General features: G+C 62.4%; 18 protein-coding genes. 12 read left to right on the forward strand and 6 right to left on the reverse strand.

The window, feature by feature from the left end:
• Positions 1–3: 3 nt before the first annotated feature.
• Positions 4–444, reverse strand: coding sequence for a universal stress protein (locus V6093_RS26000; RefSeq protein WP_047604588.1), 441 nt, complete (start codon positions 442–444; stop codon positions 4–6).
• A 110-nt stretch (positions 445–554) separates the two neighbouring features.
• Between V6093_RS26000 and V6093_RS26005 the strand changes: the two genes are divergently transcribed.
• The 7 genes from V6093_RS26005 to V6093_RS26035 all read left to right on the forward strand — a co-directional run bounded on the left by V6093_RS26005 (position 555) and on the right by V6093_RS26035 (position 8,983).
• Positions 555–992: a hypothetical protein gene (locus tag V6093_RS26005; RefSeq protein ID WP_003248762.1), complete on the forward strand. Its 438-nt coding sequence runs from the start codon at positions 555–557 to the stop codon at positions 990–992.
• 610 nt (positions 993–1,602) lie between these two features.
• Positions 1,603–3,750, forward strand: coding sequence for a fatty acid oxidation complex subunit alpha FadB (gene fadB, locus V6093_RS26010; protein WP_014753932.1), 2,148 nt, complete (start codon positions 1,603–1,605; stop codon positions 3,748–3,750).
• A gap of 31 nt (positions 3,751–3,781) precedes the next feature.
• Entirely contained in the window at positions 3,782–4,957 is a 1,176-nt protein-coding gene (gene fadA, locus V6093_RS26015; RefSeq protein ID WP_003248768.1) for an acetyl-CoA C-acyltransferase FadA, read from the forward strand.
• Positions 4,958–5,032: 75 nt separating this feature from the next.
• Positions 5,033–5,284, forward strand: coding sequence for a DUF1653 domain-containing protein (locus tag V6093_RS26020; protein WP_003248769.1), 252 nt, complete (start codon positions 5,033–5,035; stop codon positions 5,282–5,284).
• Positions 5,285–5,384: 100 nt separating this feature from the next.
• Complete coding sequence (gene topA / locus V6093_RS26025) at positions 5,385–7,994, forward strand: type I DNA topoisomerase (RefSeq protein WP_003248770.1); 2,610 nt, start codon at positions 5,385–5,387, stop codon at positions 7,992–7,994.
• 189 nt (positions 7,995–8,183) lie between these two features.
• Complete coding sequence (locus tag V6093_RS26030; RefSeq protein ID WP_003248773.1) at positions 8,184–8,699, forward strand: DUF6586 family protein; 516 nt, start codon at positions 8,184–8,186, stop codon at positions 8,697–8,699.
• Between the two features lie 50 nt (positions 8,700–8,749).
• Entirely contained in the window at positions 8,750–8,983 is a 234-nt protein-coding gene (locus V6093_RS26035; RefSeq protein WP_003248777.1) for a hypothetical protein, read from the forward strand.
• Positions 8,984–9,033: 50 nt separating this feature from the next.
• On the opposite strand, the gene sulA is transcribed toward V6093_RS26035, so the two are convergent.
• The gene (sulA, locus tag V6093_RS26040; protein WP_003248779.1) at positions 9,034–9,510 is read right to left on the reverse strand and encodes an SOS-induced cell division inhibitor SulA; all 477 of its coding nucleotides are present in this window, start codon (positions 9,508–9,510) and stop codon (positions 9,034–9,036) included.
• 13 nt (positions 9,511–9,523) lie between these two features.
• Positions 9,524–10,132 (reverse strand): transcriptional repressor LexA, encoded by a 609-nt coding sequence (gene lexA / locus V6093_RS26045; protein WP_003248781.1) that lies wholly within the window; start codon positions 10,130–10,132, stop codon positions 9,524–9,526.
• Between the two features lie 215 nt (positions 10,133–10,347).
• Here lexA and V6093_RS26050 point away from each other — a divergent pair, with 215 nt between their 5' ends.
• Complete coding sequence (locus tag V6093_RS26050; protein WP_003248784.1) at positions 10,348–11,055, forward strand: TetR/AcrR family transcriptional regulator; 708 nt, start codon at positions 10,348–10,350, stop codon at positions 11,053–11,055.
• A 189-nt stretch (positions 11,056–11,244) separates the two neighbouring features.
• A complete protein-coding gene (gene nagZ / locus V6093_RS26055; RefSeq protein ID WP_172402813.1) occupies positions 11,245–12,243 on the forward strand; it encodes a beta-N-acetylhexosaminidase in 999 nt (332 codons plus the stop codon).
• A gap of 368 nt (positions 12,244–12,611) precedes the next feature.
• Here the strand turns inward: nagZ and V6093_RS26060 are convergent, their stop codons facing one another.
• The 3 genes from V6093_RS26060 to mfd are packed head-to-tail and all read right to left on the reverse strand — an operon-like array spanning position 12,612 to position 19,965.
• Positions 12,612–15,929 (reverse strand): DEAD/DEAH box helicase, encoded by a 3,318-nt coding sequence (locus V6093_RS26060; RefSeq protein ID WP_019752113.1) that lies wholly within the window; start codon positions 15,927–15,929, stop codon positions 12,612–12,614.
• 4 nt (positions 15,930–15,933) lie between these two features.
• On the reverse strand, positions 15,934–16,506 hold the full coding sequence (locus V6093_RS26065; protein WP_003248789.1) for a CsiV family protein: 573 nt from the start codon (positions 16,504–16,506) through the stop codon (positions 15,934–15,936).
• A 9-nt stretch (positions 16,507–16,515) separates the two neighbouring features.
• Positions 16,516–19,965: a transcription-repair coupling factor gene (gene mfd / locus V6093_RS26070; RefSeq protein ID WP_265980378.1), complete on the reverse strand. Its 3,450-nt coding sequence runs from the start codon at positions 19,963–19,965 to the stop codon at positions 16,516–16,518.
• Positions 19,966–20,132: 167 nt separating this feature from the next.
• On the opposite strand from mfd, the gene V6093_RS26075 reads away from it, so the two are divergent.
• From V6093_RS26075 to sthA, 3 genes are all read left to right on the forward strand, one after another.
• Positions 20,133–21,596: a glyceraldehyde-3-phosphate dehydrogenase gene (locus tag V6093_RS26075; protein WP_010953137.1), complete on the forward strand. Its 1,464-nt coding sequence runs from the start codon at positions 20,133–20,135 to the stop codon at positions 21,594–21,596.
• Positions 21,597–21,776: 180 nt separating this feature from the next.
• Positions 21,777–22,775 carry an FAD:protein FMN transferase gene (locus V6093_RS26080; RefSeq protein ID WP_143999819.1) on the forward strand — a complete coding sequence of 333 codons (999 nt, stop codon included), beginning with the start codon at positions 21,777–21,779 and terminating at the stop codon, positions 22,773–22,775.
• 204 nt (positions 22,776–22,979) lie between these two features.
• Positions 22,980–24,374 (forward strand): Si-specific NAD(P)(+) transhydrogenase, encoded by a 1,395-nt coding sequence (gene sthA / locus V6093_RS26085; RefSeq protein ID WP_003248797.1) that lies wholly within the window; start codon positions 22,980–22,982, stop codon positions 24,372–24,374.
• Positions 24,375–24,381 lie beyond the last annotated feature (7 nt).

Raw genomic sequence — 24,381 nt, forward strand, 5'->3', positions numbered from 1 at the left:
CAGTCAATCCTTCTTCAGCAAGCGTACCGCCAGCACGTCACACGGCGCACCGTGCAGCACATCGTTGGCCGTGGAGCCCAGCAGCAATGCCAGGCCGTGACGGCCATGGCTGCCGACCACAATCAGGTCGCACTTCTGGTCCTTGGCCAACTGGTGAATTTCCTGGCGAGGCTGGCCGTAGGTCAGGTGCGAGTCGCCGCGGTTGATTCCCGGGTATTTGTTGAACAGCCGGTCCATGCGCTCCTTGGCCTGGTCGAACTGCTGCTGTTGCAGCTGCGACAGATCCATCGGTACGTCACCGCCGAAAGCCATGGCCATCGGCTCAACGATGTGCACCAGGGATACCTTGGCTTTCGAAGGCTCTGCCAGCGCCATGGCGCGCTTGATCACCGGGTCGCATTCTTCGGTCAGGTCGACGGCGACCAACAAATGTTCGTATTGCATGAGCGGTACTCCTGACAATCGCGATAGAAGAAGTATGGTCGCTTTAGGGCGGGTCTACCGTGAAAAATGGCTAACCAGCTCATTTGCAACGCTTTATGGGAACTACTGATATGACGGTATTGCTGGTGGTGTCAATCCTTGCGCTGATTCTCAGTCCGCTTTCCTGGCTGCGCAGCTCGCGCAAGCAGAGCGAGCAGATGAAGTTGCGCCTGGAGGCGCGGCGCATGGGTTTGGCCATGCAACTGGCGCCGCAGCAGTGGCCGCACTGGCTGGAAAAGGAGCCGCCAAGCCCCTGCCCGCAGTATCACAGAGCCCGGCGCCGTGGGCATGAGGACAGCTTCAGTTTCTGGCAGGTCAGCCCCGGGGTGTGGTGGAACCAGTGGCGCGAGCCCTGCGAAGACCCACGTTTCATGGGCGCGTTGTCGCGCTTGCCGGCGAGTGTGTACAAGGTCGAGGCCGATGCGCGGATGATTGCCCTGTACTGGACCGAACGTGGCGATACTGCTGTGTTGCAGGATGTTGCCTACGCCCTCGAAACCTTGGCTTGAGCGCCGCCCATGCGCGACTCCTGTAGGCGCGGATTCATCTGCGAACACCGGCAGAGCCGGTGCCAAACTGCGCGGTGCCTGCTTCGCGGGTAAACCCGCTCCTACGGGGCATCCAGGCTGGTCAATCTGTTCTGCAACGACAAAGCGGCGGCTTGGCATAACCCTGAAGGGGTGGGGTGCCAAGTCGCCGCTTTGCGTTCTGCTGCGCAGAAAAGGCCAGGCAGGCCGGGTTATTCATTCAAGCAAGTGCCAGTGTAGTCGCACTGGCTCGCCGCGCAAGCGCAAAGCCGTCAGCCAATGCTTGTGGTCAATCGCTGACATGAATGACCGGCGATCACTGTCATCATGTTTTGTACCCGGACGATAGAAAATGACTGGAAAGTCGCGTTTTCGCCGTGCTCGTGAGCATTTGACAACGCCCATCTTTTCGGAGAATGTGTGCACACCCAAATCAAACGGGCGTATGAATTGAGCGTTTGTATGTCATGACGCCAAGCCATACTTCCGACTAGCGCGCTGACGGGTGTGCCTGGGGCAAGGCAGCTTAGGCCTGCTTCTGCTGCAGTGATCGGCGTGTACAGTTCAGCTTCCATATCGTGGAGATCAGTTGATGATTTACGAAGGTAAAGCCATCACGGTTAAGGCTCTTGAAAGTGGCATCGTCGAGCTCAAGTTCGACCTCAAGGGTGAGTCCGTCAACAAGTTCAACCGCCTTACCCTGAACGAGCTGCGCCAGGCCGTCGATGCCATCCAGGCCGATGCCTCGGTCAAAGGCGTGATCGTCAGCAGTGGCAAGGACGTGTTCATCGTCGGCGCCGACATCACCGAGTTCGTCGACAACTTCAAGCTGCCTGAGGCCGAACTGGTCGCCGGCAACCTGGAAGCCAATCGTATCTTCAACGCCTTCGAAGACCTCGAAGTGCCGACCGTTGCCGCCATCAACGGCATCGCGCTGGGCGGCGGCCTGGAAATGTGCCTGGCGGCCGACTACCGGGTCATGTCCACCAGCGCCAGGATCGGCCTGCCGGAAGTCAAGCTGGGTATCTACCCGGGCTTTGGCGGTACCGTGCGCCTGCCGCGCCTGATCGGCTCGGACAACGCCATCGAGTGGATCGCCGCCGGCAAGGAAAACCGTGCCGAAGACGCCCTGAAAGTGGGGGCCGTCGACGCGGTGGTCGCCCCTGAGCTGCTGCTGGCCGGTGCCCTCGACCTGATCAAGCGTGCCATCAGTGGCGAGCTGGACTACAAGGCCAAGCGCCAGCCGAAGCTGGAAAAGCTCAAGCTCAATGCCATCGAGCAGATGATGGCCTTCGAGACGGCCAAGGGCTTCGTCGCTGGCCAGGCCGGCCCGAACTACCCAGCCCCGGTCGAAGCAATCAAGAGCATCCAGAAAGCCGCCAACTTCGGTCGCGACAAGGCCCTGGAAGTTGAAGCCGCAGGCTTTGCCAAGCTGGCCAAGACCTCGGTCGCCGAGAGCCTGATCGGCTTGTTCCTCAACGATCAGGAACTCAAGCGCAAGGCCAAGGCGCATGACGAGATCGCCCACGACGTGAAGCAGGCCGCCGTGCTCGGCGCCGGCATCATGGGCGGCGGTATCGCCTACCAGTCGGCGGTCAAAGGTACGCCGATCCTGATGAAAGACATCCGCGAAGAAGCCATTCAGCTGGGTCTGAACGAGGCCTCCAAGTTGCTTGGCAACCGCGTCGAGAAGGGCCGCCTGACCCCAGCCAAGATGGCCGAGGCCCTCAACGCCATTCGACCGACCCTGTCCTATGGCGATTTTGCCAATGTCGACATCGTCGTCGAGGCAGTGGTCGAGAACCCGAAGGTCAAGCAAGCGGTACTGGCGGAAGTGGAAGGCCAGGTGAAGGACGATGCGATCCTCGCTTCCAACACCTCTACCATCTCTATCAACCTGCTGGCCAAGGCGCTCAAGCGCCCGGAAAACTTCGTCGGCATGCACTTCTTCAACCCGGTGCACATGATGCCGCTGGTGGAAGTGATCCGTGGTGAGAAGTCCAGTGACGTGGCGGTCGCCACCACCGTGGCCTACGCCAAGAAAATGGGCAAGAACCCGATCGTGGTCAACGACTGCCCGGGCTTTTTGGTCAACCGCGTGCTGTTCCCGTACTTTGGCGGTTTTGCCAAGCTGGTCAGCGCCGGTGTCGACTTCGTGCGCATCGACAAGGTCATGGAGAAGTTCGGCTGGCCGATGGGCCCAGCCTACTTGATGGACGTGGTCGGCATCGACACCGGCCACCACGGCCGTGACGTCATGGCCGAAGGCTTCCCGGATCGCATGAAGGACGAGCGCCGCTCGGCAGTCGACGCGTTGTACGAGGCCAACCGCCTGGGCCAGAAGAACGGTAAGGGCTTCTACGCCTACGAAACCGACAAGCGCGGCAAGCCGAAGAAGGTTTTCGATGCCACCGTGCTCGACGTGCTCAAACCGATCGTGTTCGAGCAGCGCGAAGTCACTGACGAAGACATCATCAACTGGATGATGGTCCCGCTGTGCCTGGAGACCGTGCGTTGCCTGGAAGACGGCATCGTCGAAACCGCTGCCGAAGCCGACATGGGCCTGGTCTACGGCATTGGTTTCCCTCCCTTCCGCGGTGGTGCGCTGCGTTACATCGACTCGATCGGTGTGGCCGAATTCGTCGCCCTGGCCGATCAGTATGCCGACCTGGGGCCGCTGTACCACCCGACCGCCAAGCTGCGTGAAATGGCCAAGAACGGCCAGCGCTTCTTCAACTGAGCGGTCAACGAGCTAGAGCGAGAGATTTGATATGAGCCTGAATCCAAGAGACGTGGTGATTGTCGACTTCGGTCGCACGCCAATGGGCCGCTCCAAGGGTGGCATGCACCGCAACACCCGCGCCGAAGACATGTCGGCGCACCTGATCAGCAAGCTGCTGGAACGCAACGGCAAGGTTGACCCGAAAGAAGTCGAGGACGTGATCTGGGGCTGCGTCAACCAGACCCTGGAGCAGGGCTGGAACATCGCCCGCATGGCCTCGCTGATGACCCAGATCCCGCACACTTCCGCGGCGCAGACCGTCAGCCGCCTGTGCGGCTCGTCCATGAGCGCGCTGCACACGGCCGCCCAGGCGATCATGACCGGTAACGGTGATGTGTTCGTGGTCGGTGGCGTGGAGCACATGGGCCACGTCAGCATGATGCATGGCGTAGACCCCAACCCGCACCTGTCCTTGCATGCCGCCAAGGCTTCCGGGATGATGGGCCTGACTGCAGAAATGCTCGGCAAGATGCACGGCATCACCCGTGAGCAGCAGGACCTGTTCGGCTTGCGTTCGCACCAGCTGGCCCACAAGGCCACGGTCGAAGGCAAGTTCAAGGACGAGATCATCCCGATGCAGGGCTACGACGAGAACGGCTTCCTGAAGGTGTTCGATTTCGACGAAACCATTCGCCCGGAAACCACCCTCGAAGGCCTGGCATCGCTGAAGCCTGCGTTCAACCCGAAAGGCGGTACGGTCACGGCCGGTACCTCGTCGCAGATCACCGACGGCGCCTCGTGCATGATCGTCATGTCCGGTCAGCGTGCCATGGACCTCGGTATCCAGCCATTGGCGGTGATCCGTTCGATGGCAGTGGCCGGTGTCGACCCGGCAATCATGGGCTACGGCCCGGTGCCATCGACCCAGAAAGCCCTCAAGCGTGCGGGCTTGACCATGGCCGATATCGACTTCATCGAGCTCAACGAAGCCTTCGCTGCACAGGCCCTGCCCGTGCTGAAAGACTTGAAAGTGCTCGACAAGATGGATGAGAAGGTTAACCTGCACGGCGGCGCCATTGCTTTGGGCCACCCGTTTGGTTGCTCCGGGGCGCGGATTTCCGGCACCCTGCTGAACGTCATGAAGCAAAATGGCGGTACGCTGGGTGTTGCGACCATGTGCGTCGGCCTGGGCCAAGGTATCACCACTGTCTTCGAACGCGTCTGATCGCGTAGCGGGACAGCAGCCGGGGCCTAGTGCCCCGGTTTTGTTTTTTCAGGTTTTATTCAGGAGGTGAGCAACATGCAGATACAACCAGGCGTATACCGGCATTACAAAGGGCCTGAGTACCGTGTCTTCAGTGTTGCGCGGCACTCCGAAACCGAAGAGTGGATGGTGTTCTACCAATGCCTGTATGGTGATTACAGCTTCTGGGTACGTCCCCTTTCGATGTTCCAGGAGTCCGTCGAATTTGACGGCGAGCAGGTGCCACGCTTTGCTTTGGTCAAGGCCGAAGAGGGGCTGCCCGGGTTGCTGGGTAAGTCGCACGCGTGATCGTCCGAGCTTGACCTCACACTTTTGCCACTATATATAGCGGTGCCGCGTCTGGCACTTGGCGCGTTTTTTATCTTCAGATTCAGGAATACTCCGATCCATGGGCAAATCGCTGGTCATTGTGGAATCCCCGGCCAAGGCCAAGACCATCAACAAGTACCTGGGCAACCAGTACGTGGTGAAGTCGAGTATCGGCCATATCCGAGACCTCCCCACCAGCGGTTCGGCCAGCGCGAGCAAAGAGCCGGCCGCCAAGCGTGGCAAGGCTGCGGGTGAGGCGCCGGCGCTTTCGCCGAAAGAGAAGGCCCGCCGCCAGCTGGTGGCACGCATGGGCGTCGACCCCGACCATGGCTGGAAGGCCAAGTACGAGATCCTGCCTGGCAAGGAAAAGGTGATCGAAGAGCTGCGCCGCCTGGCCAAGGATGCCGACACCATCTATCTCGCAACCGACTTGGACCGCGAAGGGGAAGCCATTGCCTGGCACCTGCGCGAGGCCATCGGGGGTGACGACACCCGCTACAAGCGCGTGGTGTTCAACGAAATTACCAAGAAGGCCATTCAGGAAGCCTTCTCGCAGCCAGGCGAGCTGGACATCGACCGGGTCAACGCCCAGCAGGCGCGGCGTTTCCTCGACCGCGTGGTCGGTTACATGGTTTCGCCACTGCTGTGGGCCAAGATTGCCCGTGGTCTGTCCGCTGGCCGTGTACAGTCGGTGGCGGTGAAGCTGGTGGTTGAGCGTGAGCGTGAGATCCGCGCCTTCATCCCGGAAGAGTACTGGGAGATTCACGCCGACCTCGGCACCGCCAAGAACGCCAAGGTGCGTTTCGAGGTGGCGCGCGAGAAGGGCGAGGCCTTCAAGCCGCTGAACGAAGCTCAGGCCATGGCTGCACTGGAAAAGCTCAAGGCTTCCAGTTACAGCGTGGTCAAGCGCGAAGACCGCCCGACCAGCAGCAAGCCATCGGCACCGTTCATTACGTCCACCTTGCAGCAAGCGGCCAGTAACCGCCTGGGCTTTGGCGTGAAGAAAACCATGATGATGGCCCAGCGCTTGTACGAAGCCGGTTACATCACCTACATGCGTACCGACTCGACCAACCTGTCGGCTGACGCCCTGGATATGGCACGCAGCTACATCGAACGGGAGTTCGGCAAGCAGTACCTGCCGGAGGCGCCACTGGTTTACGGCAGCAAGGAGGGCGCCCAGGAGGCGCACGAAGCGATTCGGCCTTCTGACGTGAATACCCACCCGACCAAGCTCAGCGGCATGGAGCGTGACGCCGAGCGCCTGTACGAGCTGATCTGGCGCCAGTTCCTGGCGTGCCAGATGCCGCCAGCGCAGTACCTGTCCACCAGCGTTACCGTCGCTGCCGGCGATTTCGAGCTGCGTGCCAAGGGCCGCATCCTCAAGTTCGACGGCTACACCCGTGTGCTGCCACAGCAGAGCAAGCCGGGCGAAGACGACGTGCTGCCAGAGATGGTTCAGGGTGAAGCGCTGAAACTGATCCAGATCGACCCGAGCCAGCACTTTACCAAGCCGCCTGCACGCTTTACCGAAGCCAGCCTGGTCAAGGAAATGGAAAAGCGCGGCATTGGCCGCCCATCGACCTACGCGGCGATCATTTCCACCATCCAGGACCGTGGCTATGTGACGCTGCACAACCGCCGCTTCTACTCCGAGAAGATGGGCGACATCGTCACCGAGCGCTTGTCGGAGAGCTTCTCCAACCTGATGGACTACGGCTTTACCGCCGACATGGAAGAGAACCTCGACGACGTGGCCCAGGGCGAGCGTGACTGGAAGAACGTGCTCGACGAGTTCTACGGCGATTTCAGCAAAAAGCTGCAGACTGCCGAGTCCAGCGAAGACGGCATGCGCGCCAACCAGCCGACCATGACCAACATTCCATGCAAGGAATGTGGTCGGCCGATGATGATTCGCACCGCTTCTACGGGTGTGTTCCTGGGCTGCTCTGGCTACAGCCTGCCGCCGAAAGAGCGCTGCAAGGCTACCGTCAACCTGGTGCCGGGCGACGAGATTGCCGCTGACGACGAGGGCGAGTCGGAGTCGCGCGTGCTGCTGGGCAAGCACCGGTGCCCGATCTGCGCCACCGCGATGGACGCCTACCTGCTGGACGAGAAGCACAAGCTGCATATCTGCGGTAACAACCCGGATTGTGTCGGTTACGAGATCGAAGAAGGCAACTACCGCATCAAGGGTTACGAAGGGCCGAGCCTGGAGTGCGACAAGTGCGGTAGCGAGATGCAATTGAAGACCGGCCGTTTCGGCAAGTTCTTCGGCTGCACCAACCCGGCATGCAAGAACACCCGCAAGCTGCTCAAGAGCGGCGAGGCGGCGCCACCGAAGATGGACAAGGTGGACATGCCGGAGCTCAAGTGCGAGAAGGTCGATGATACCTACGTGCTGCGCGACGGTGCTTCTGGGTTGTTCCTGGCTGCCAGCCAGTTCCCCAAGAACCGCGAAACCCGTGCGCCGCTGGTGCTGGAGATTGTGCCGCACAAGCATGAGATTGACCCGAAGTACCACTTCCTGTGCGATGCGCCGCAGAAAGACCCGGATGGCCGCCCGGCGGTGATTCGTTACAGCCGCAAGACCAAGGAGCAGTACGTGCAGTCCGAGGTCGATGGCAAGCCGACCGGTTGGAAGGCGTTTTACGACGGCAATGCCTGGAAGGTTGAAGACAAGCGCTGATCCATCGGTGCTGTGATTTGGGGCCGCTTTGCGCCCCTTCGCGGGCTTGCCCGCTCCCACAGGTATCGCGCCGCCCTTGAATGTGGCGCTGTACTGGTGGGAGCGGGCAAGCCCGCGAAGGGGCGCAAAGCGGCCCCAATCATTTATGATGCAGATATCCGCCTTGTAGCCTTATGGGAGGGCACTGAAATGGCCCAGGAACTCTACACCCGCACCAACCAGAAACTGTTCTTCGCCGGCCTCGCCCTCGAGTCCATGGCCAAGGCTGAACAAAGCCAGGCCATGAATGCCCAAGGCCTGGTCCAGGCTGAGCGCGAGTCGGCGCTGTTCCACCTGTATGGCGCTCTGTTGGGGCTGTGCCATGAAATCGGGGGCTTCTATCGCCTGCCGGTCGTCGCAACGGTGGAGCAAGCCCTGGCCGACGATGCCCTGAACGGTATCGCCATCCCGGAAGTGGCCGAGTTGCTGGAGCTGGCTCGCCAACGCGAAACCTGGCTGGCGCAAATGCTCGGTGCTTATGCCGATTTGTTCCGACCACCGGTCGCCAGAAAAGCGCCGAAAACCGACGTTACCCAGCCTCTGATTCAAGCCGTCAATCTTGATGAGCCTGAGCATCCAGCGCTGTCGCGTGCCGAGCTGGAAAGCTGGCGCAACGACCTCAAAAGTTTGGTGAGACGTTTCCGCGACGCGTTGAGTGAGTGCTGATAGCCGCAACGGCTGGTACAATAATCGCCTTTCGCGGAGAACTGCCATTTATGTCTACGTCTTTTCTGGAAATTGTCGAGTTGCCTGATGGCCGCATCGAACTTCGTCGCGCCGAGGATGAGGGCTCTCTGGTAACCCTGGATTTCTCGGAAGACGCCAAGGTGTTCCTGCAGGGTCAGCATGTGGAAGTGGCCAAGGCCATGCTCAGTGTGGGCGTGCAGATGGCCGGTCGCCTGATGGATGGCGAGCTCGAGCGTGATGAAGGGCCGCGTGTGCTGCACTGAGTGTGCGGCAGCGTATCAGGCTATTTGAAGTGACAGGCAAAGCCTGAACATCAGCCGAGGCGGATGTTCAGGCTTTGTGCGTTTCCGGCACTGGCTGCACGTAGCAGTTGCTGGCGTGCAGTGGCATTGACGTTGCCCAGCCAGCTCACCACGGTGTGGCTGAGGCCCAGGCGCAAAGCCTCACAGGCCAGCTGCAGCGCGCTTTGATTGCTGCGGGGTTGCAGCAGCAGAATACGTTCACGGTTGAGCCCGGCATCGCGCAGCCAGGCCTGGGTCAGGCTTGGCGGTGGGGCGATCAGGGTCAGCCAGCGGGCCTCGTCCTCTTCGCTCAGCTCGCGCAGCACGGGCGCCAGCAGGCTTTGGCAGTGGCCAGGGGCGCCGCGCAGCGACAGTTCGCTGAACAGCTCGGGCTGGCTGCTCTTGCGTGCCGGTTCCCTGGCTTTCAGGCCTGGCAGCACGGGCTGGGCGAGGAATGCTTCGAACAGGGGCAACTGGACTTGCTCGGGTGCGTGAATGAACTGCTGCATGACGCCTCCTGGATCAGCGGCGAATGACGCCGACGCTCAAGCCCTCGATCACCAGCTCCTGTTCTTTCAGGTCGACTTCGATGGGGGCGAATTCGGGGTTTTCGGCAAGCAGCCAGACTTTGCTGCCTTCACGCTTGAAGCGCTTGACGGTAACTTCGTCGCCGATGCGCGCCACCACGATCTGGCCGTTACGGGCTTCACGGCAGGTGTGCACCGCCAGCAGGTCACCGTCGAAGATGCCGACGTCCTTCATGCTCATGCCGTGTACGCGCAGCAAATAGTCGGCTTGGGGGTGGAAGAAGGCAGGGTTGATGTTGCAGGATTGCTCGATGTGCTGTTCGGCAAGAATCGGCGCACCGGCAGCGACCCGGCCGATGATGGGCAGGCCGGTTTCTTCGGCCTTGGCTTCCAGGCCAGGGATGCGGATGCCGCGGGAAGCGCCCGGCGTCATTTCGATCGCGCCCTTGCGGGCAAGGGCCTTGAGGTGCTCCTCGGCGGCATTGGGCGACTTGAAGCCCAGCTCCTGAGCAATCTCGGCGCGGGTAGGCGGGAAGCCGTTGTCTTCCAGGCAGCGCTTGATGAACGCGAGAATTTCGGCTTGGCGTGGCGTCAGTTTCAACATGGTAAGCGCTCTGTCTTTTTGTACAGTGACTGGGATTATATACAGTACTGAGTGCGCTGCAAGCCAAAAGCCGCAATAAACAGAAGAGGTGGCGCTTGCAGTGGGCCGGCTGGCGCTTTTAAATGGCGACCGCCCAGTCACCGAGCCTTGACAGAAGCAGGGCTGAAACGTATGTTTCAAACACCTGTTTGTCTGGCGGAGTAGTCGGAGTAGTCATGGCCCAATCGGAAACCGTTGAACGCATTCTCGATGCTGCCGAGCAGCTGTTCGCGGAAAGGGGGTTCGCCGAAACCTCGTTGCGGCTGATTACCAGCAAGGCCGGGGTCAACCTGGCGGCAGTCAACTATCATTTCGGCTCCAAGAAGGCGCTGATCCAGGCTGTTTTTTCGCGTTTCCTCGGCCCATTCTGCGCCAGTCTCGAGCGTGAGCTGGAGCGCCGCCAGGCCAAGCCGGAGCAAAAGCCCAGCCTTGAAGAACTGCTGGAAATGCTCGTAGAGCAGGCGCTGGCCGTGCAGCCGCGTAGCAACAACGACCTGTCGATCTTCATGCGCCTGCTGGGTCTGGCGTTCAGCCAGAGCCAGGGTCACCTGCGGCGCTATCTGGAAGACATGTACGGCAAGGTGTTCCGCCGCTACATGCTGCTGGTGAACGAGGCTGCGCCACGCATTCCGCCACTGGAACTGTTCTGGCGTGTGCACTTCATGCTGGGTGCTGCGGCCTTCAGCATGTCCGGTATCAAGGCCTTGCGGGCGATTGCCGAGACTGACTTCGGCATCAATACCTCGATCGAGCAGGTGATGCGCCTGATGGTGCCGTTCCTGGCGGCAGGCATGCGCGCTGACAGCGGTGTGACCGACGAGGCGATGGCCACTGCGCAGCTGCGTCCGCGAACCAAGACCAGTTCGGCTACCGCCAAGGCCTGAAGGCTGGGCGTGGCGGGGCGCTTCCGCTAAGCTAGCGCCCATGCCCTATCTCGATCTACTTCACATTTCCCTTGCTGACCAGCGCCTTTATGGCTTCGCCTGTGGCCAACAGCGCGTGTCTGTCGGTGTCTGCTGCCCCCCGGTGGGCTTCTCTCTGTCTTCAATGAAGGATTACCCATGACTGTCAGCCTGCAAGGCTCCCTGATGGTGGATATCGCCGGTAAATGGCTGACCGCCGAAGACCGTCAACTGCTTCGCCAGCCGGAAGTGGCTGGCCTGATCATCTTCGCCCGCAATATCGACAGCCCGCGCCAGGTGCGCGAACTGTGCGCGTCCATCCGCGCCATTCGCCCCGAGCTGATCCTGGCAGTGGATCAGGAAGGTGGTCGCGTACAGCGTCTGCGCCAGGGCTTTGTGCGCCTGCCGGCCATGCGTGCGCTGGCCGATAACGACAATGCTGAATACCTGGCTGAACAGTGCGGCTGGCTGATGGCGACCGAGGTACTGGCAGTTGGCCTGGACCTCAGCTTCGCTCCGGTGCTCGACCTGGACCACCAGCGTAGCGCCGTGGTGGGCAGCCGCGCCTTCGAGGGTGACCCGCTGCGTGCAACGCGACTGGCCGGCGCGTTCATCCGAGGCATGAATGCGGCAGGTATGGCCGCGTGTGGCAAGCATTTCCCGGGGCATGGCTGGGCCGAAGCCGATTCGCACGTGGCCATCCCCACCGATGAGCGCAGCCTGGAACAACTGCGCCAGGCCGACCTGGTGCCGTTTACCCGCCTGAGTGGGCAGCTGGCGGCAGTGATGCCGGCGCATGTCATCTACCCGCAGGTTGACAACCAGCCCGCTGGCTTCTCGCGGCGTTGGTTGCAGGACATCCTGCGTGGCGAGCTGGGCTTTGATGGGGTGATCTTCAGTGATGACCTGTCGATGGCCGGTGCGCATGTGGTGGGCGACGCGGCCAGCCGTATCGAGGCGGCGCTGAGCGCCGGTTGTGATATGGGCCTGGTGTGCAATGACCGGGCGGCGGCGGAGCTGGCGCTGAGTGCGGCGCAGCGCATGAAGGTCAAGCCATCGCCGCGGATTGCCCGGATGCGTGGGCAAGGGTTTGCGCGGACCGATTATCGCCAGCAGCCGCGCTGGCTGGAGGCGTTGGGGGCGTTGAAGGAAGCTCAGCTGGTCGATTGACTGCGCTGGCCTGTTCGCGCTCACAGGTATCGCATCTCATGCTTGTAGGCGCGGGTTTACCCGCGAATTTGGTGGCGGCGGCAACGGTGAACGGCGGGTGGTAATTGGCCAGCAGGTCCGGCCTCTTCGCGGGTAAACCCGCTCCTACGACGACCTGTGCCGAACCACCGATGCGTGCCTGTAGGCGCGGGTTTACCCGCGGATACGGTGGCGGCGGCAACGGTGAACGGCGGGTGGTAATTGGCCGGCAGGTCCGGCCTCTTCGCGGGTAAACCCGCTCCTACAGCGGCCTGTGCCGAACCACCGATGCGTGTGTAGGCGCGGGCTTGCCCGCGAAGAGGTCCGCACAGGCTGTATCCGCTTTTGGTCTACCGCCCGCGCTTTCCGGGCAATGGCGCAAACAGGGCCTCGATTTCTTCATCGCCAAGCCGCCATTGCCCAGCCTGCCCGCCGTCCAGCAGGCTGGCTGCCAGTGCTGCCTTTTCCTGCTGCAACAACTGGATCTTCTCTTCCACCGTACCCCGGGTAATCAGCTTGAACACGAACACCGGCTTGTCCTGGCCGATGCGGTAGGCACGGTCGGTAGCTTGGTTTTCGCTGGCCGGGTTCCACCAGGGGTCGAAGTGGATCACGGTGTCCGCCGCCGTCAGGTTCAAGCCTACGCCCCCTGCCTTGAGGCTGATCAGGAACACTTCGCTTTCACCTTGCTGGAACTGCTGCACTGGCGCGCGACGGTCGCGAGTATCACCGGTCAGCAAGCTGTAACGGATTTTGCGCTTCTCAAGCTCCTGCTCGATCAGCGCCAGCATCGAGGTGAACTGTGAGAACAACAACACCCGGCGCCCTTCGCTGAGCAGTTCTTCGAGCATCTCCAGCAGCGCACCCAGCTTGCCCTTGTCGGCCTGGTTGCCTTTGCTTTCTACCCCCTTGACCAGGCGCAGGTCACAGCACACCTGGCGCAGCTTGAGCAACGCATCGAGGATCACGATCTGGCTGCGTGCGGCGCCATTGCGGGCGATTTCGTCGCGGACTTTCTGGTCCATGGCCACTCGCACGGCTTCGTACGTATCGCGCTGGGCATCACTGAGCTCGACCCAGTGCACCATCTCGGTCTTGGCCGGCAGTTCTGTGGCTACCTGCTCCTTGGTGCGGCGCAGCAGGAACGGCCGGATGCGGCTGGCCAGGTGGGCCATGCGCTCGCTGTCACCGTGGCGCTCGATCGGGTTGCGGTAATCCTGGTTGAAGCGCTTCAGGTCGCCCAGCCAGCCGGGCATCAGGAAGTGGAAGATCGACCACAGTTCGCCCAGGTTGTTTTCCATTGGCGTGCCGGTCAGGCACAGGCGCTGCCCGGCCTGTAGCTCGCAGACGGCGAGGGCAGCCTTGCTGCTGCTGCTCTTGATGTTTTGCGCCTCGTCCAGTATCAGCACGTGCCAGGCCTGGGGGCGCAGCTGTTCCAGGTCGCGTGGCATCAAGGCGTAAGTGGTCAGGACCAGATCGTACTCATGGAGTTTGGTGAAGTGCTTGCTGCGCCCCGGCCCATGCAGTGCCAGGACGCGCAGGTCGGGGGCGAAGCGCTGGGCTTCGTCCAGCCAGTTGGGTATGAGGCTGGTCGGCATGACTGCCAGGGCCGGTGCATTCAGGCGCCCGGACTGTTTCTCCAGCAGCAGATGGGCCAAGGCCTGCAGGGTCTTGCCCAGGCCCATGTCGTCGCCGAGGATACCGCCGGTACCCATCTCGCGCAGGGCCTGCAGCCAGTTCAAGCCTTGCTGCTGATAGGGGCGCAAGCTGGCCTGCAGCCCTGTGGGCGGTTCTACCTGCAGGTCCCGGGCATCGCGCAGGCGCCGGCCCAGATCGCGTACGTGCTCGCCACCTTCCCAGTGCAGGGGCAGGCCTTCTATTTCGTTCAGGCGCGCGGCGTCGGCGCGCTCCATGCGCAGGGACGGGCCTGCAGTGTCCTCGTGCAAGTAAAGCTCGCCCAGGGTGCCCATGACTGCCTTGATGCGGCCATAGGGCAGGGCGACGCGCAAAGCCGGGGCATCGAGACGGCCGCGATTGAGGTCGATCAGCAGGTGTTCATCATCGCTGCGCCGGGCCAGTTCGCTAGGGCGTAGCAGCTCCGGGCTGCTGCGCAGCAGGTGCAACACGATCGGCAGCAGGCTGTGGCGCTGGCCATCGACCACGATGCCGAGTTCCAGGTCGAACCATTCATGGCCAGGCGCTTCGTCGATGGTTGCATACCAGTCGTCCACCTCCTGCAGGTTGAAGGCGAAGTCGCGGTGAATATCGATGTCCCAGCCGGCTTCGCGCAGGCGCGGCAGGCCTTCGCGGGCAAAGCGCAGCCAGGCTTCGTCGTCAGGCAACTGGTGCATTTCGCCGGCGCTGTCGGGTAGGGCCTTGCTCTGCCGTGTGGCGGGCTTGAAGCCGAAATCGCGCAGTACCTTGCGCAGCGCCTGCTCGGCTTGAGTCTGGCGGCGAATGCGCTGGCTGGTGCTGCCTGCCAGGCGGGTCAGCGGCTTTTCGTCGGTGCCGCTGGCCTGCAAGCCGTCATAATCGAACGCCAATGCGGCGCGGTGTTGCATTTGCCGTTGCATGCGACCGGTTTTCGGCATGTAGGCGGTGTATTCAAGGCTGCCGAGAGCAAGAAGGGGCTTTGGCTGGATGTTATCGAGCAACTGCTCCTGCACTTGCGTCGGGGTCGGCACCTTATGGCTGAGGGCATTGAGCTTGTGGCTCAGGGGTACGACCAGGTGTTCCGGCACGTCGGGTGCAATAGTCAGCTGTACGGCGACGTGGGGATCCAGGCTGTGCTCGACCTTGCCCACTTCACGGGTCGGCAGGTCCAGGTAGTAAAGCGGCAGCAGCGGGATGACGCAGCGCAGCATCGCTTCGCCGCTGTACCACCGCCCCCGGTAATTTCCGTTGTCCAGGCGTACCCAGCGAAACTCGGCGTGGCGCACCGGGCCTTCATGAAGCAGGGGGAGGTCGGTGTCGAAGAACATCCGCCCGGTTTCGAGGGCGCGCTGGAACAGCTCGCCACCTTCATGGCCCTTCAGTCGGTAGCCGCGATCCTGGCCGCCGCCCTGATTCAGGGCCGAGAGCAGGCGCAGAATGCGGATGTCTTCGTCTGTTACGAAGCGCGGTGGCTCGTAGAGGAAATCGTAAAGGGACTGGACGCGGCTGAAGCGGATGCCGTCCTCCGTTCGCGTGCCCTTGCGCACAAGCAGGGCGCAGCCCGCATCGTCGGTGAGCTGCAGCTGATAGCACACCATGCGCCCGCGTTTGTCTTCGGTCGCGTCGGTCTTGGGTGGGGCCTGCTCCAGGCCGCTCAACCAGTGCTGCAGTTCGGCGGACAAGGCGCCCGGGTTGGCTTGCGTGTCCTTACTGCTGGAAAAGCGCTCGCTGACGCAGAAAAGGACAGCGGCGCAATGCTTGCAGTTTTGCCGTACCGGGCAATCGCAGTCACCGCGCACATGGCACCGGCCGCCCGCTACGTGCAACTTGATGTGTTGCCGGTAGTGGTTGTTGCCGCTCCCCTGGCAACTGGCCGTTATGGTTGGCCCATGAATGCCTTCCAGTTCGGCCCTGCCTTCCTCGGCATAGCGCTCACCGCGCTGCAGGGCAGCTTTGCTGAACGATTGAATCCAGTTCGGATAGGCGTTCACCATTTCGGCGGCATCGTCCTTCATGGGCTTACTGCTCCATCATCTCCGGGTCCATCACCGGCATTTTCGGCGTGCCTGGTGGGGTCACCTTCAGCAGCACCGCCAGGTGCCCGCCGTCGAGAAAGGTCAGCTGGCCGCCCTTGACGTTGCTGTTGCTTTGCCTGAACTGCTCGCTTTGCAGCACGTTGCCGTTGCCATCCAGCTGGTTGACCCAGAAGTTGGCCTCGACGGTGATGAAGCGGCCTTCAGCGATGCTCAGGTTGCCTTCGATAGGGAAGTGCCCGAACTGTTCGGTGCCTTCGCCCAGGGCGATGCGGCTGGGTTCGCTGCCCACCTGCTGTTGCCAGGCCTTGTGCATCAGCACCGTGTAGTCGGCGGTGGCTTCCAGGCGGGTGGCTTCATCTTCAAGTGCTGGGGGGCGCTCGGCCTCTTTCGCCAGGCGTGGGGCGCCAGCGCTCCAGTCTTCGGGGGCGAACGGGCTGGTGAAGGCGGGCACGCTGTTCTGCCGCACCAGAATCATTTCTACCTGATACAGGCCTTCGGCGAAGGCCGCTGGGGCGAACAGCGCCAGCAGCAGGGTCAGGCAACGGATGGCACGCATGAGTCTTCCTTAGGCAGGCTGTGGGGTCAGGCGCTCGAACAGCGCCTCCAGGGTATTGAAACGTTCGTCGGGGCGTTCCATCGGTACCAGGAAGCGGAACTGGGTGGCGCCTTCGAACTTGTAGCGTTTGGGTTGACCCTGGATCAGCTTGATCAGGGTCAGTGGGTCGACCGGTGTTTCGGCTTCGAACTCGAGCTTGCCACCGTTGGGCCCCGCATCGACTTTCTTGATGCCGAGCTTTTCCGCGTGCAGCTTGAGTGACGTCAGGCGCATCAGGTTCTTGGTCGGCTCTGGCAACAAGCCGAAGCGGTCGATCATCTCGACCTGCAAGTCCTTGAGGCCCTCTTCGTCGGCAGCCGAGGCAATGCGTTTGTACAGGATCAGGCGCGCATGCACGTCAGGCAGGTAGTCCTCGGGGATCAGTGCCGGCAGGCGCAGGTTGATCTCCGGGCCGCCACCCAGGGGTTGCTCAAGGTTCGGCTGGGTACCTTTTCGGATTGCCTTGACCGCACGTTCGAGCATTTCCATGTACAGGGTGAAGCCCACTGCCTGGATCTGCCCGCTCTGGCCTTCGCCCAGCAGCTCGCCGGCACCGCGGATTTCCAGGTCGTTGGTGGCCAGCACAAAGCCTGCGCCAAGGTCTTGCGTGTTGGCGATCGCCTCCAGGCGCTTTTCGGCGTCGGCGCTCACCTTCTGACGGGTAGGTGTGAGCAGGTAGGCGTAGGCCTGGTGGTGACTACGGCCAACCCGGCCACGCAGCTGGTGCAGCTGGGCCAGGCCGAACTTGTCGGCGCGCTCGATGACGATCGTGTTGGCGCTGGGCACGTCGATACCGGTTTCGATAATGGTCGAGGCCACCAGCACGTTGAAACGCTTGTGGTAGAAATCGCTCATCACCTGTTCCAGCTCGCGTTCGCGCATTTGCCCGTGGCCGATGCCGATGCGTGCCTCGGGCACCAGCTCGGCAAGGTCGGCGGCGCATTTTTCGATGGTTTTCACATCGTTGTGCAGGTAATACACCTGGCCACCGCGCAACAGTTCGCGCAGCAGCGCCTCCTTGACCGTGCTCTTGTTCTGTTCCATGACGAAGGTGCGCACCGACAGGCGGCGTGCTGGCGGCGTGGCGATGATCGACAGGTCGCGCATGCCCGCCACCGCCATGTTCAGCGTGCGCGGAATCGGCGTGGCGGTCAGGGTGAGGATATCGACCTCGCTGCGCAGCGCCTTCAGCTGTTCTTTCTGGCGCACGCCAAAGCGGTGTTCTTCATCGATGATGGCCAGGCCCAGGTCTTTGAAGCGCACGTCGTCCTGCAGCAGCTTGTGGGTGCCGATGAGAATGTCGATCTTGCCTTCGGCAAGGTCCGCGGCGGCGGCGGCCACTTCTTTGGCCGATTTGAAGCGGCTCATCACTTCCACGGTCACGGGCCAGTCGGCAAAGCGGTCGCGGAAGCTGTTGTAATGCTGCTGGGCAAGCAGGGTGGTGGGCACCAGTACGGCCACCTGGCGGCCACTGTGCACGGCGATGAACGCCGCGCGCATGGCCACTTCGGTCTTGCCGAAGCCCACGTCGCCGCAGACCAGGCGGTCCATTGGCTTGGGTGCCAGCATGTCGGCGCGCACGGCCTCGATGGCGGCCTGCTGGTCCGGGGTTTCCTCGAACGGGAAGCCGGCGCTGAAGGTGGCGTAGTCGGCGGACGGGTCGGCAAACGCGTAGCCCTTGCGCGCGGCGCGGCGGGCATAGATGTCGAGCAGTTCGGCGGCCACGTCGCGGACCTGTTCGGCGGCCTTGCGCTTGGCTTTCTGCCAGGCCTCCGAACCCAGCCGGTGCAACGGAGCCAGGGTGTCGTCGCTGCCGGTGTAGCGGGCGATCAGGTGCAGGTTGGCCACCGGCACATACAGCTTGGCGTTCTCGGCGTATTCCAGTGTCAGGAATTCGGCAGCCTGGCCGTCGATTTCCAGGGTGGCCAGGCCCAGGTAGCGCCCGACGCCATGGTCGATGTGCACCACCGGCGCACCTTCGCGCAGCTCGGTGAGGTTCTTGATGACCGCGTCGTTGGCGGTTTCGCCGCGCTTGTCACGGCGCCGGCGCTGCATCACTCGCTGGCCGAACAGTGGGCTTTCGGCAATCAGGGCCAGCCCTGGATCGTCCAGCAGCAGGCCGTCGTCCAGCGGGGCGATGGTGATCGCCAGGCGCTCGGCACCGGTAATGAAATCGTCCCAGCCTTCGACGGTATGCGGGCGCAGCTTCAGCCGTTCGAGCAGTTCCAGCAGCACTTCCCGGCGGCCCGCTGATTCGGCGGTGAAGAGCACGCGGCCGGGGAACTGGTCGAGGAAGTTGGCCAGCTCGGCCAGCGGCTGGTTGGCCTTGGCCTCGATGGCCAGGTTGGGCAGGGCGCGCGCCGGGAAGCGCTCGCGGCCCACGCCAGGCTCCAGCGCTTCGCTGCTGACCACCACCCGGGGCCACTGCTTGAGCCGGGCGAAGCAATCTTCCACCGGCAGGAACAGCTCGGCCGGCGGCAACAGCGGCCGGCTGAGGTCGCCGCGGCGGTCTTCATAGCGCCCGCGCACGTCGTTCCAGAAGTGCTCGGCGGCCTGTTCCACACCGGGTAGCGAGAACACCTGGGTGTCGGTCGGCAGGTAGTCGAACAGGGTCGAGGTTTCTTCGAAGAACAGCGGCAGGTAGTACTCGATACCGGCGGGGATGATGCCGCTGGCCAGGTCCTGGAAGATTGCACTGCGGCGGAAGTCGACGTCGAAGCGCTCGCGAAAGCGTGCCTTGAAGCGGGTCACTTCTTCCTTCTGCATCGGGAATTCGCGTGCCGGCAGCAGGCGCACCGAATCCACCTTGTCGATCGAGCGCTGGGTCTCGGGGTCGAAGGTGCGCAGCGTCTCGATCTCGTTATCGAACAGGTCGATACGGTAGGGCAGTTTGCTGCCCATCGGGAACAGGTCGATCAGCGCGCCGCGCACGGCGAACTCGCCATGCTCGTAGACGGTGTCGACACAACGGTAACCGCTGGCCTCCAGGCGCAGGCGCATCTGTTCCACGTCGATGGTCTGGCCCACATCCAGCACCAGGCTGCTGCCCAGCAGAAAACGCGTGGGTGCCAGGCGGTGCAGGGCGGTGGTGATCGGCACCACGAGGATGCCGTGGCTCAGCTCCGGCAGGCGGTACAGGCTGGCGATGCGCTGGGAGATGATGTCCTGGTGCGGCGAGAACAGGTCGTAGGGCAGGGTTTCCCAATCGGGGAACGGCAGCACTGGCAAGTCTGGGGCAAAGAAGCGCAGCTCCTGCTCCAGACGGTCGGCGGCCTGGCTGTCGGCCGTCAGCAGCAGGGTGAAGCGGCCAGCGCTGCTGGCGGCTTCGGCGATGGCAAGGCTGAGGGCGGCACCGGGCAGGTTGCCCCAGGTTTGTTTGCCGGCCGTGGCCGACATTTGCGGTAGGCGCAGAACTGACACGGGAGATTGCACTCCAAGCGTTGCGGCAAAGAGACCGATTGTACCGGTGACAGTGCCGGCTGTCAGGCTCGAAAGGGCATGAACGCTGGCTTGCGTCACTGTGACAGGCACTCATTGCCGGTTCCGCGTTGGGGCGTCATAATGTAGCCCCTTTTTTCTGTCCCTACATGTGGAAGGTTCCCGTGACTCAGAAGCCCGACCAGTGTCTTGGTGAGTGGATTGATCGTGAAGCCCTGGCTGAAGCGATGATCCCGCTTATCGGTCAGCTCTACCGCAATAACAATGTGGTGAGCTCGATTTATGGCCGCAGCCTGATCAACCGTTCGGTTATCTCGATCCTCAAGGCGCACCGCTTTGCGCGCCACCGCCAAACCGACGAAACCGAACTGTCCGTCCACGAGACATTCCCCCTGCTCAAGGCCATGAGCGAGCTGAAACTGGGCGCCGCATCGGTCGACCTGGGCAAGCTGGCCAACAAGTTCAAGCAGGAAGGCAATGGCCGCACTGCCGAGCAGTTCGTCCGTGAAGAGCTGGCCGACGTGGTCGGTCAGCAGAACGCTTCGGCGCGCAAAGGCACCGACGTTGTCCTGTACGGCTTCGGTCGCATCGGCCGCCTGCTGGCGCGCATCCTGATCGAGAAGACCGGTGGTGGTGACGGCCTGCGTCTGCGTGCCATCGTCGTGCGCAAAGGCGCCGAAAACGACCTGGTCAAGCGTGCCAGCCTGCTGCGCCGTGACTCGGTGCACGGCCCGTTCGATGGCACCATCACCATCGACGAAGCCAACAACACCATCACCGCCAATGGCAACCTGATCCAGGTTATCTACGCCAAGAGCCCGAGCGAAGTCGACTACACCCAGTACGGCATCGACAATGCGCTCATCGTCGACAACACCGGCGTATGGCGTGACGCCGACGGCCTGGGCCAGCACCTGGCCTGCCCGGGTGCTGCCCGCGTGATCCTCACCGCACCTGGCAAGGGCGCGCTGAAGAACATCGTGCACGGTATCAACCACGGTGACATCACTGCCGATGACAAGATCATCTCGGCGGCCTCCTGCACCACCAACGCCATCGTGCCGGTGCTCAAGGCCATCAACGACCAGTACGGCATCGTCAACGGCCACGTCGAAACCGTTCACTCGTTCACCAACGACCAGAACCTGATCGACAACTTCCACAAGGGCAGCCGCCGTGGCCGTGCCGCGCCGCTGAACATGGTAATCACCGAAACCGGCGCCGCCACCGCTGCTGCCAAGGCACTGCCAGTGCTGAAGGGCAAGCTGACCGGCAACGCGATTCGTGTTCCGACGCCGAACGTTTCGATGGCCATCCTGAACCTGAATCTGGAAAAGGCCACCACCCGCGACGAGATCAACGAGTACCTGCGCCAGACCGCCATGCACTCGGAGCTGCACAAGCAGATCGACTACGTGGCTTCGCAGGAAGTGGTTTCGACCGACTTCGTCGGCTCGCGCCATGCCGGTGTGGTTGACGCAGAGGCGACCATCGCCAACGACAACCGCGTTGTTCTGTACGTCTGGTACGACAACGAATTCGGTTATAGCTGCCAGGTGGTTCGTGTGATGGAAGACATGGCTGGTGTGAACCCGCCAGCGTTTCCACGCTGATTCGCTTGTAAGGCAATGAAAAAACGGGAACCTTCGGGTTCCCGTTTTTTTTTATTCTGAATGTGTGTTGTCAGTGCTGGCCCTTTCGCGGGTAAACCCGCGCCTACAGGATTATCGCTGCCCCTGTAGGCGCGGGTTTACCCGCGAAGAGGCCAGCACCGGCAACCGAGAAACCCTACTGTGCGCACAGCCCTACTGTTCATTCTGCTGCTACTCACCGCCTGCAACCAGGGCCCCACCCTGGAGCGCCTGGGTGGCCCGACCATGGGCAGCAGCTACAGCATCCAGTATGTCCGCGAGCCTGGTGGCCCGGAGCCGGCCCTGGTGCAGAGGGCGGTGGAAACCATTCTGCACGACATCGACCACCACTACTCGACCTACCGCGGCGATTCCATCGTAAGCCAGTTCAACCGCTTACCTGCCGGCCAGTGCCTGGCCCTGCCGTCTGACATGCTCGAGTTGGTCAGCCTGGGCCAGCACCTTGCCGAGCAGAGTGATGGCGCCTTCGACCTCACGGTAGAGCCTTTGCTCGACCTGTGGGGCTTCGGCCCTCAGGCCCGTCACCAGCAGGTGCCCGAACCACAGGCACTGGCCCAGGTACGCCAGCGTGTGGGCTACCAGCACCTGCGCGTCAAAGGTCGAGCCCTGTGCAAGGATGCCCCGGTGCAGCTCGACTTCAACAGCATCGTCGCCGGCCATGCTGTCGACTTGATCGCTGCGCGCCTGCAGGCCATGGGTGTCAGCAGTTTTGTCGCCGAGGCCACTGGCGAGCTGAAGGCGGTTGGCCGCAAGCCTGACGGCAGCCCTTGGCGTATTGCCCTGGAACTGCCTCGCGAAGACCGTCAGATCGCCCGCCAGATCATCCCGGTCAATAGCCTTTCAGTATCAACCTCGGGTGACTATCGGCACTATTTCGAGCAGAATGGCCGGCGCTATTCGCACACCTTCGATGCCCGCCTCGGGCGCCCGGTCGAACATGACCTGGCTGCCGTTACGGTGCTGGACGCCTCAGCACTGCTGGCCGATGGCTATTCGACGCTGCTACTCATCCTGGGCCCACAGCAAGGCTGGGATTTTGCCGTGGCGCATGACTTGGCTGCGGTTTTGGTGACTCGAGCAGAGGGAGGCTTCGTCTCCCGAGCTACGCCCGCGTTCGAACGGGCAGTGAAAGGCCAGTGAAAGCACAAGCAGGGATGATTGCCGCCACGGAATGGGTGAAGCATATGTAGTGCGGGCAAAATTGGCCTACGACGCGACCAAGGGTTAATGTGCGCGGCGTTCAGGGTTGATTAGACTGCACCCGAATTTTCTCATGGCGCCCCGGCGGCATGATCGTGCCCCGCGAGCGACCGTGGCTTGCGGGCCAGTTCTGAAGGAGTACGCATGGCTGTCTACAACTACGACGTAGTGGTGCTGGGTTCCGGCCCGGCCGGTGAAGGCGCGGCAATGAATGCCGCCAAAGCAGGGCGCAAGGTAGCGATGGTCGATGACCGTCGCCAGGTCGGTGGCAACTGCACCCACTTGGGTACCATTCCGTCCAAGGCACTGCGTCACTCGGTGCGGCAGATCATGCAGTTCAACACCAACCCGATGTTTCGTGCCATCGGCGAGCCGCGCTGGTTCTCGTTCCCGGACGTGCTGAAAAGCGCCGAGAAGGTCATCGCCAAGCAGGTGGCATCGCGCACCGGCTACTATGCCCGTAACCGCGTCGACGTGTTCTTCGGCACCGGCAGCTTTGCCGACGAGCAAACCGTGGAAGTGGTGTGCCCGAACGGCGTGGTCGAGAAGCTCAACGCCAAGCACATCATCATCGCGACCGGCTCGCGCCCCTACCGCCCGGCCGACATCGACTTCCACCACCCGCGCGTGTACGACAGCGACACCATCCTCAGCCTCAGCCATACCCCGCGCAAGCTGATCGTGTACGGTGCCGGCGTGATCGGTTGCGAATACGCTTCGATCTTCAGTGGCCTGGGCGTATTGGTCGAGCTGGTCGACAACCGTGGCCAGTTGCTGAGCTTCCTCGACTCGGAAATTTCCCAGGCGCTGAGCTACCACTTCAGCAACAACAACATCACTGTGCGCCACAACGAAGAGTACGAGCGCGTCGAAGGCCTGGACAACGGGGTGATCCTGCACCTCAAGTCGGGCAAGAAGATCAAGGCCGACGCCTTGCTGTGGTGCAACGGCCGTACCGGCAACACCGACAAGCTGGGCCTGGAAAACATCGGCATCAAGGTGAACAGCCGCGGCCAGATCGAGGTCGACGAGGCCTACCGCACCACCGTGCCGAACATCTACGGTGCCGGCGACGTGATCGGCTGGCCAAGCCTGGCCAGTGCCGCCCATGACCAGGGCCGGTCGGCCGCTGGCAGCATTGTCGATAACGGCAGCTGGCGCTTCGTCAACGACGTGCCGACGGGTATCTACACCATTCCCGAAATCAGCTCGATCGGCAAGAACGAGCAGGAGCTGACCCAGGCCAAGGTGCCGTACGAAGTGGGCAAGGCCTTCTTCAAGAGCATGGCGCGTGCGCAGATCGCCGGCGAGCCGCAGGGCATGCTGAAGATCCTGTTCCACCGCGAAACCCTGGAAATCCTCGGCGTGCATTGCTTCGGCTACCAGGCTTCGGAGATCGTCCACATTGGCCAGGCGATCATGAACCAGCCGGGTGAGCAGAACAACCTGAAGTACTTCGTCAACACCACGTTCAACTACCCGACCATGGCCGAAGCCTATCGGGTAGCTGCCTATGACGGCCTGAACCGGCTTTTTTGAGCGGCTC

The organism is Pseudomonas putida group bacterium ESBL64 (genome assembly GCF_045277175.1).
In the GTDB taxonomy this organism is placed as follows: domain Bacteria; phylum Pseudomonadota; class Gammaproteobacteria; order Pseudomonadales; family Pseudomonadaceae; genus Aquipseudomonas; species Aquipseudomonas alloputida.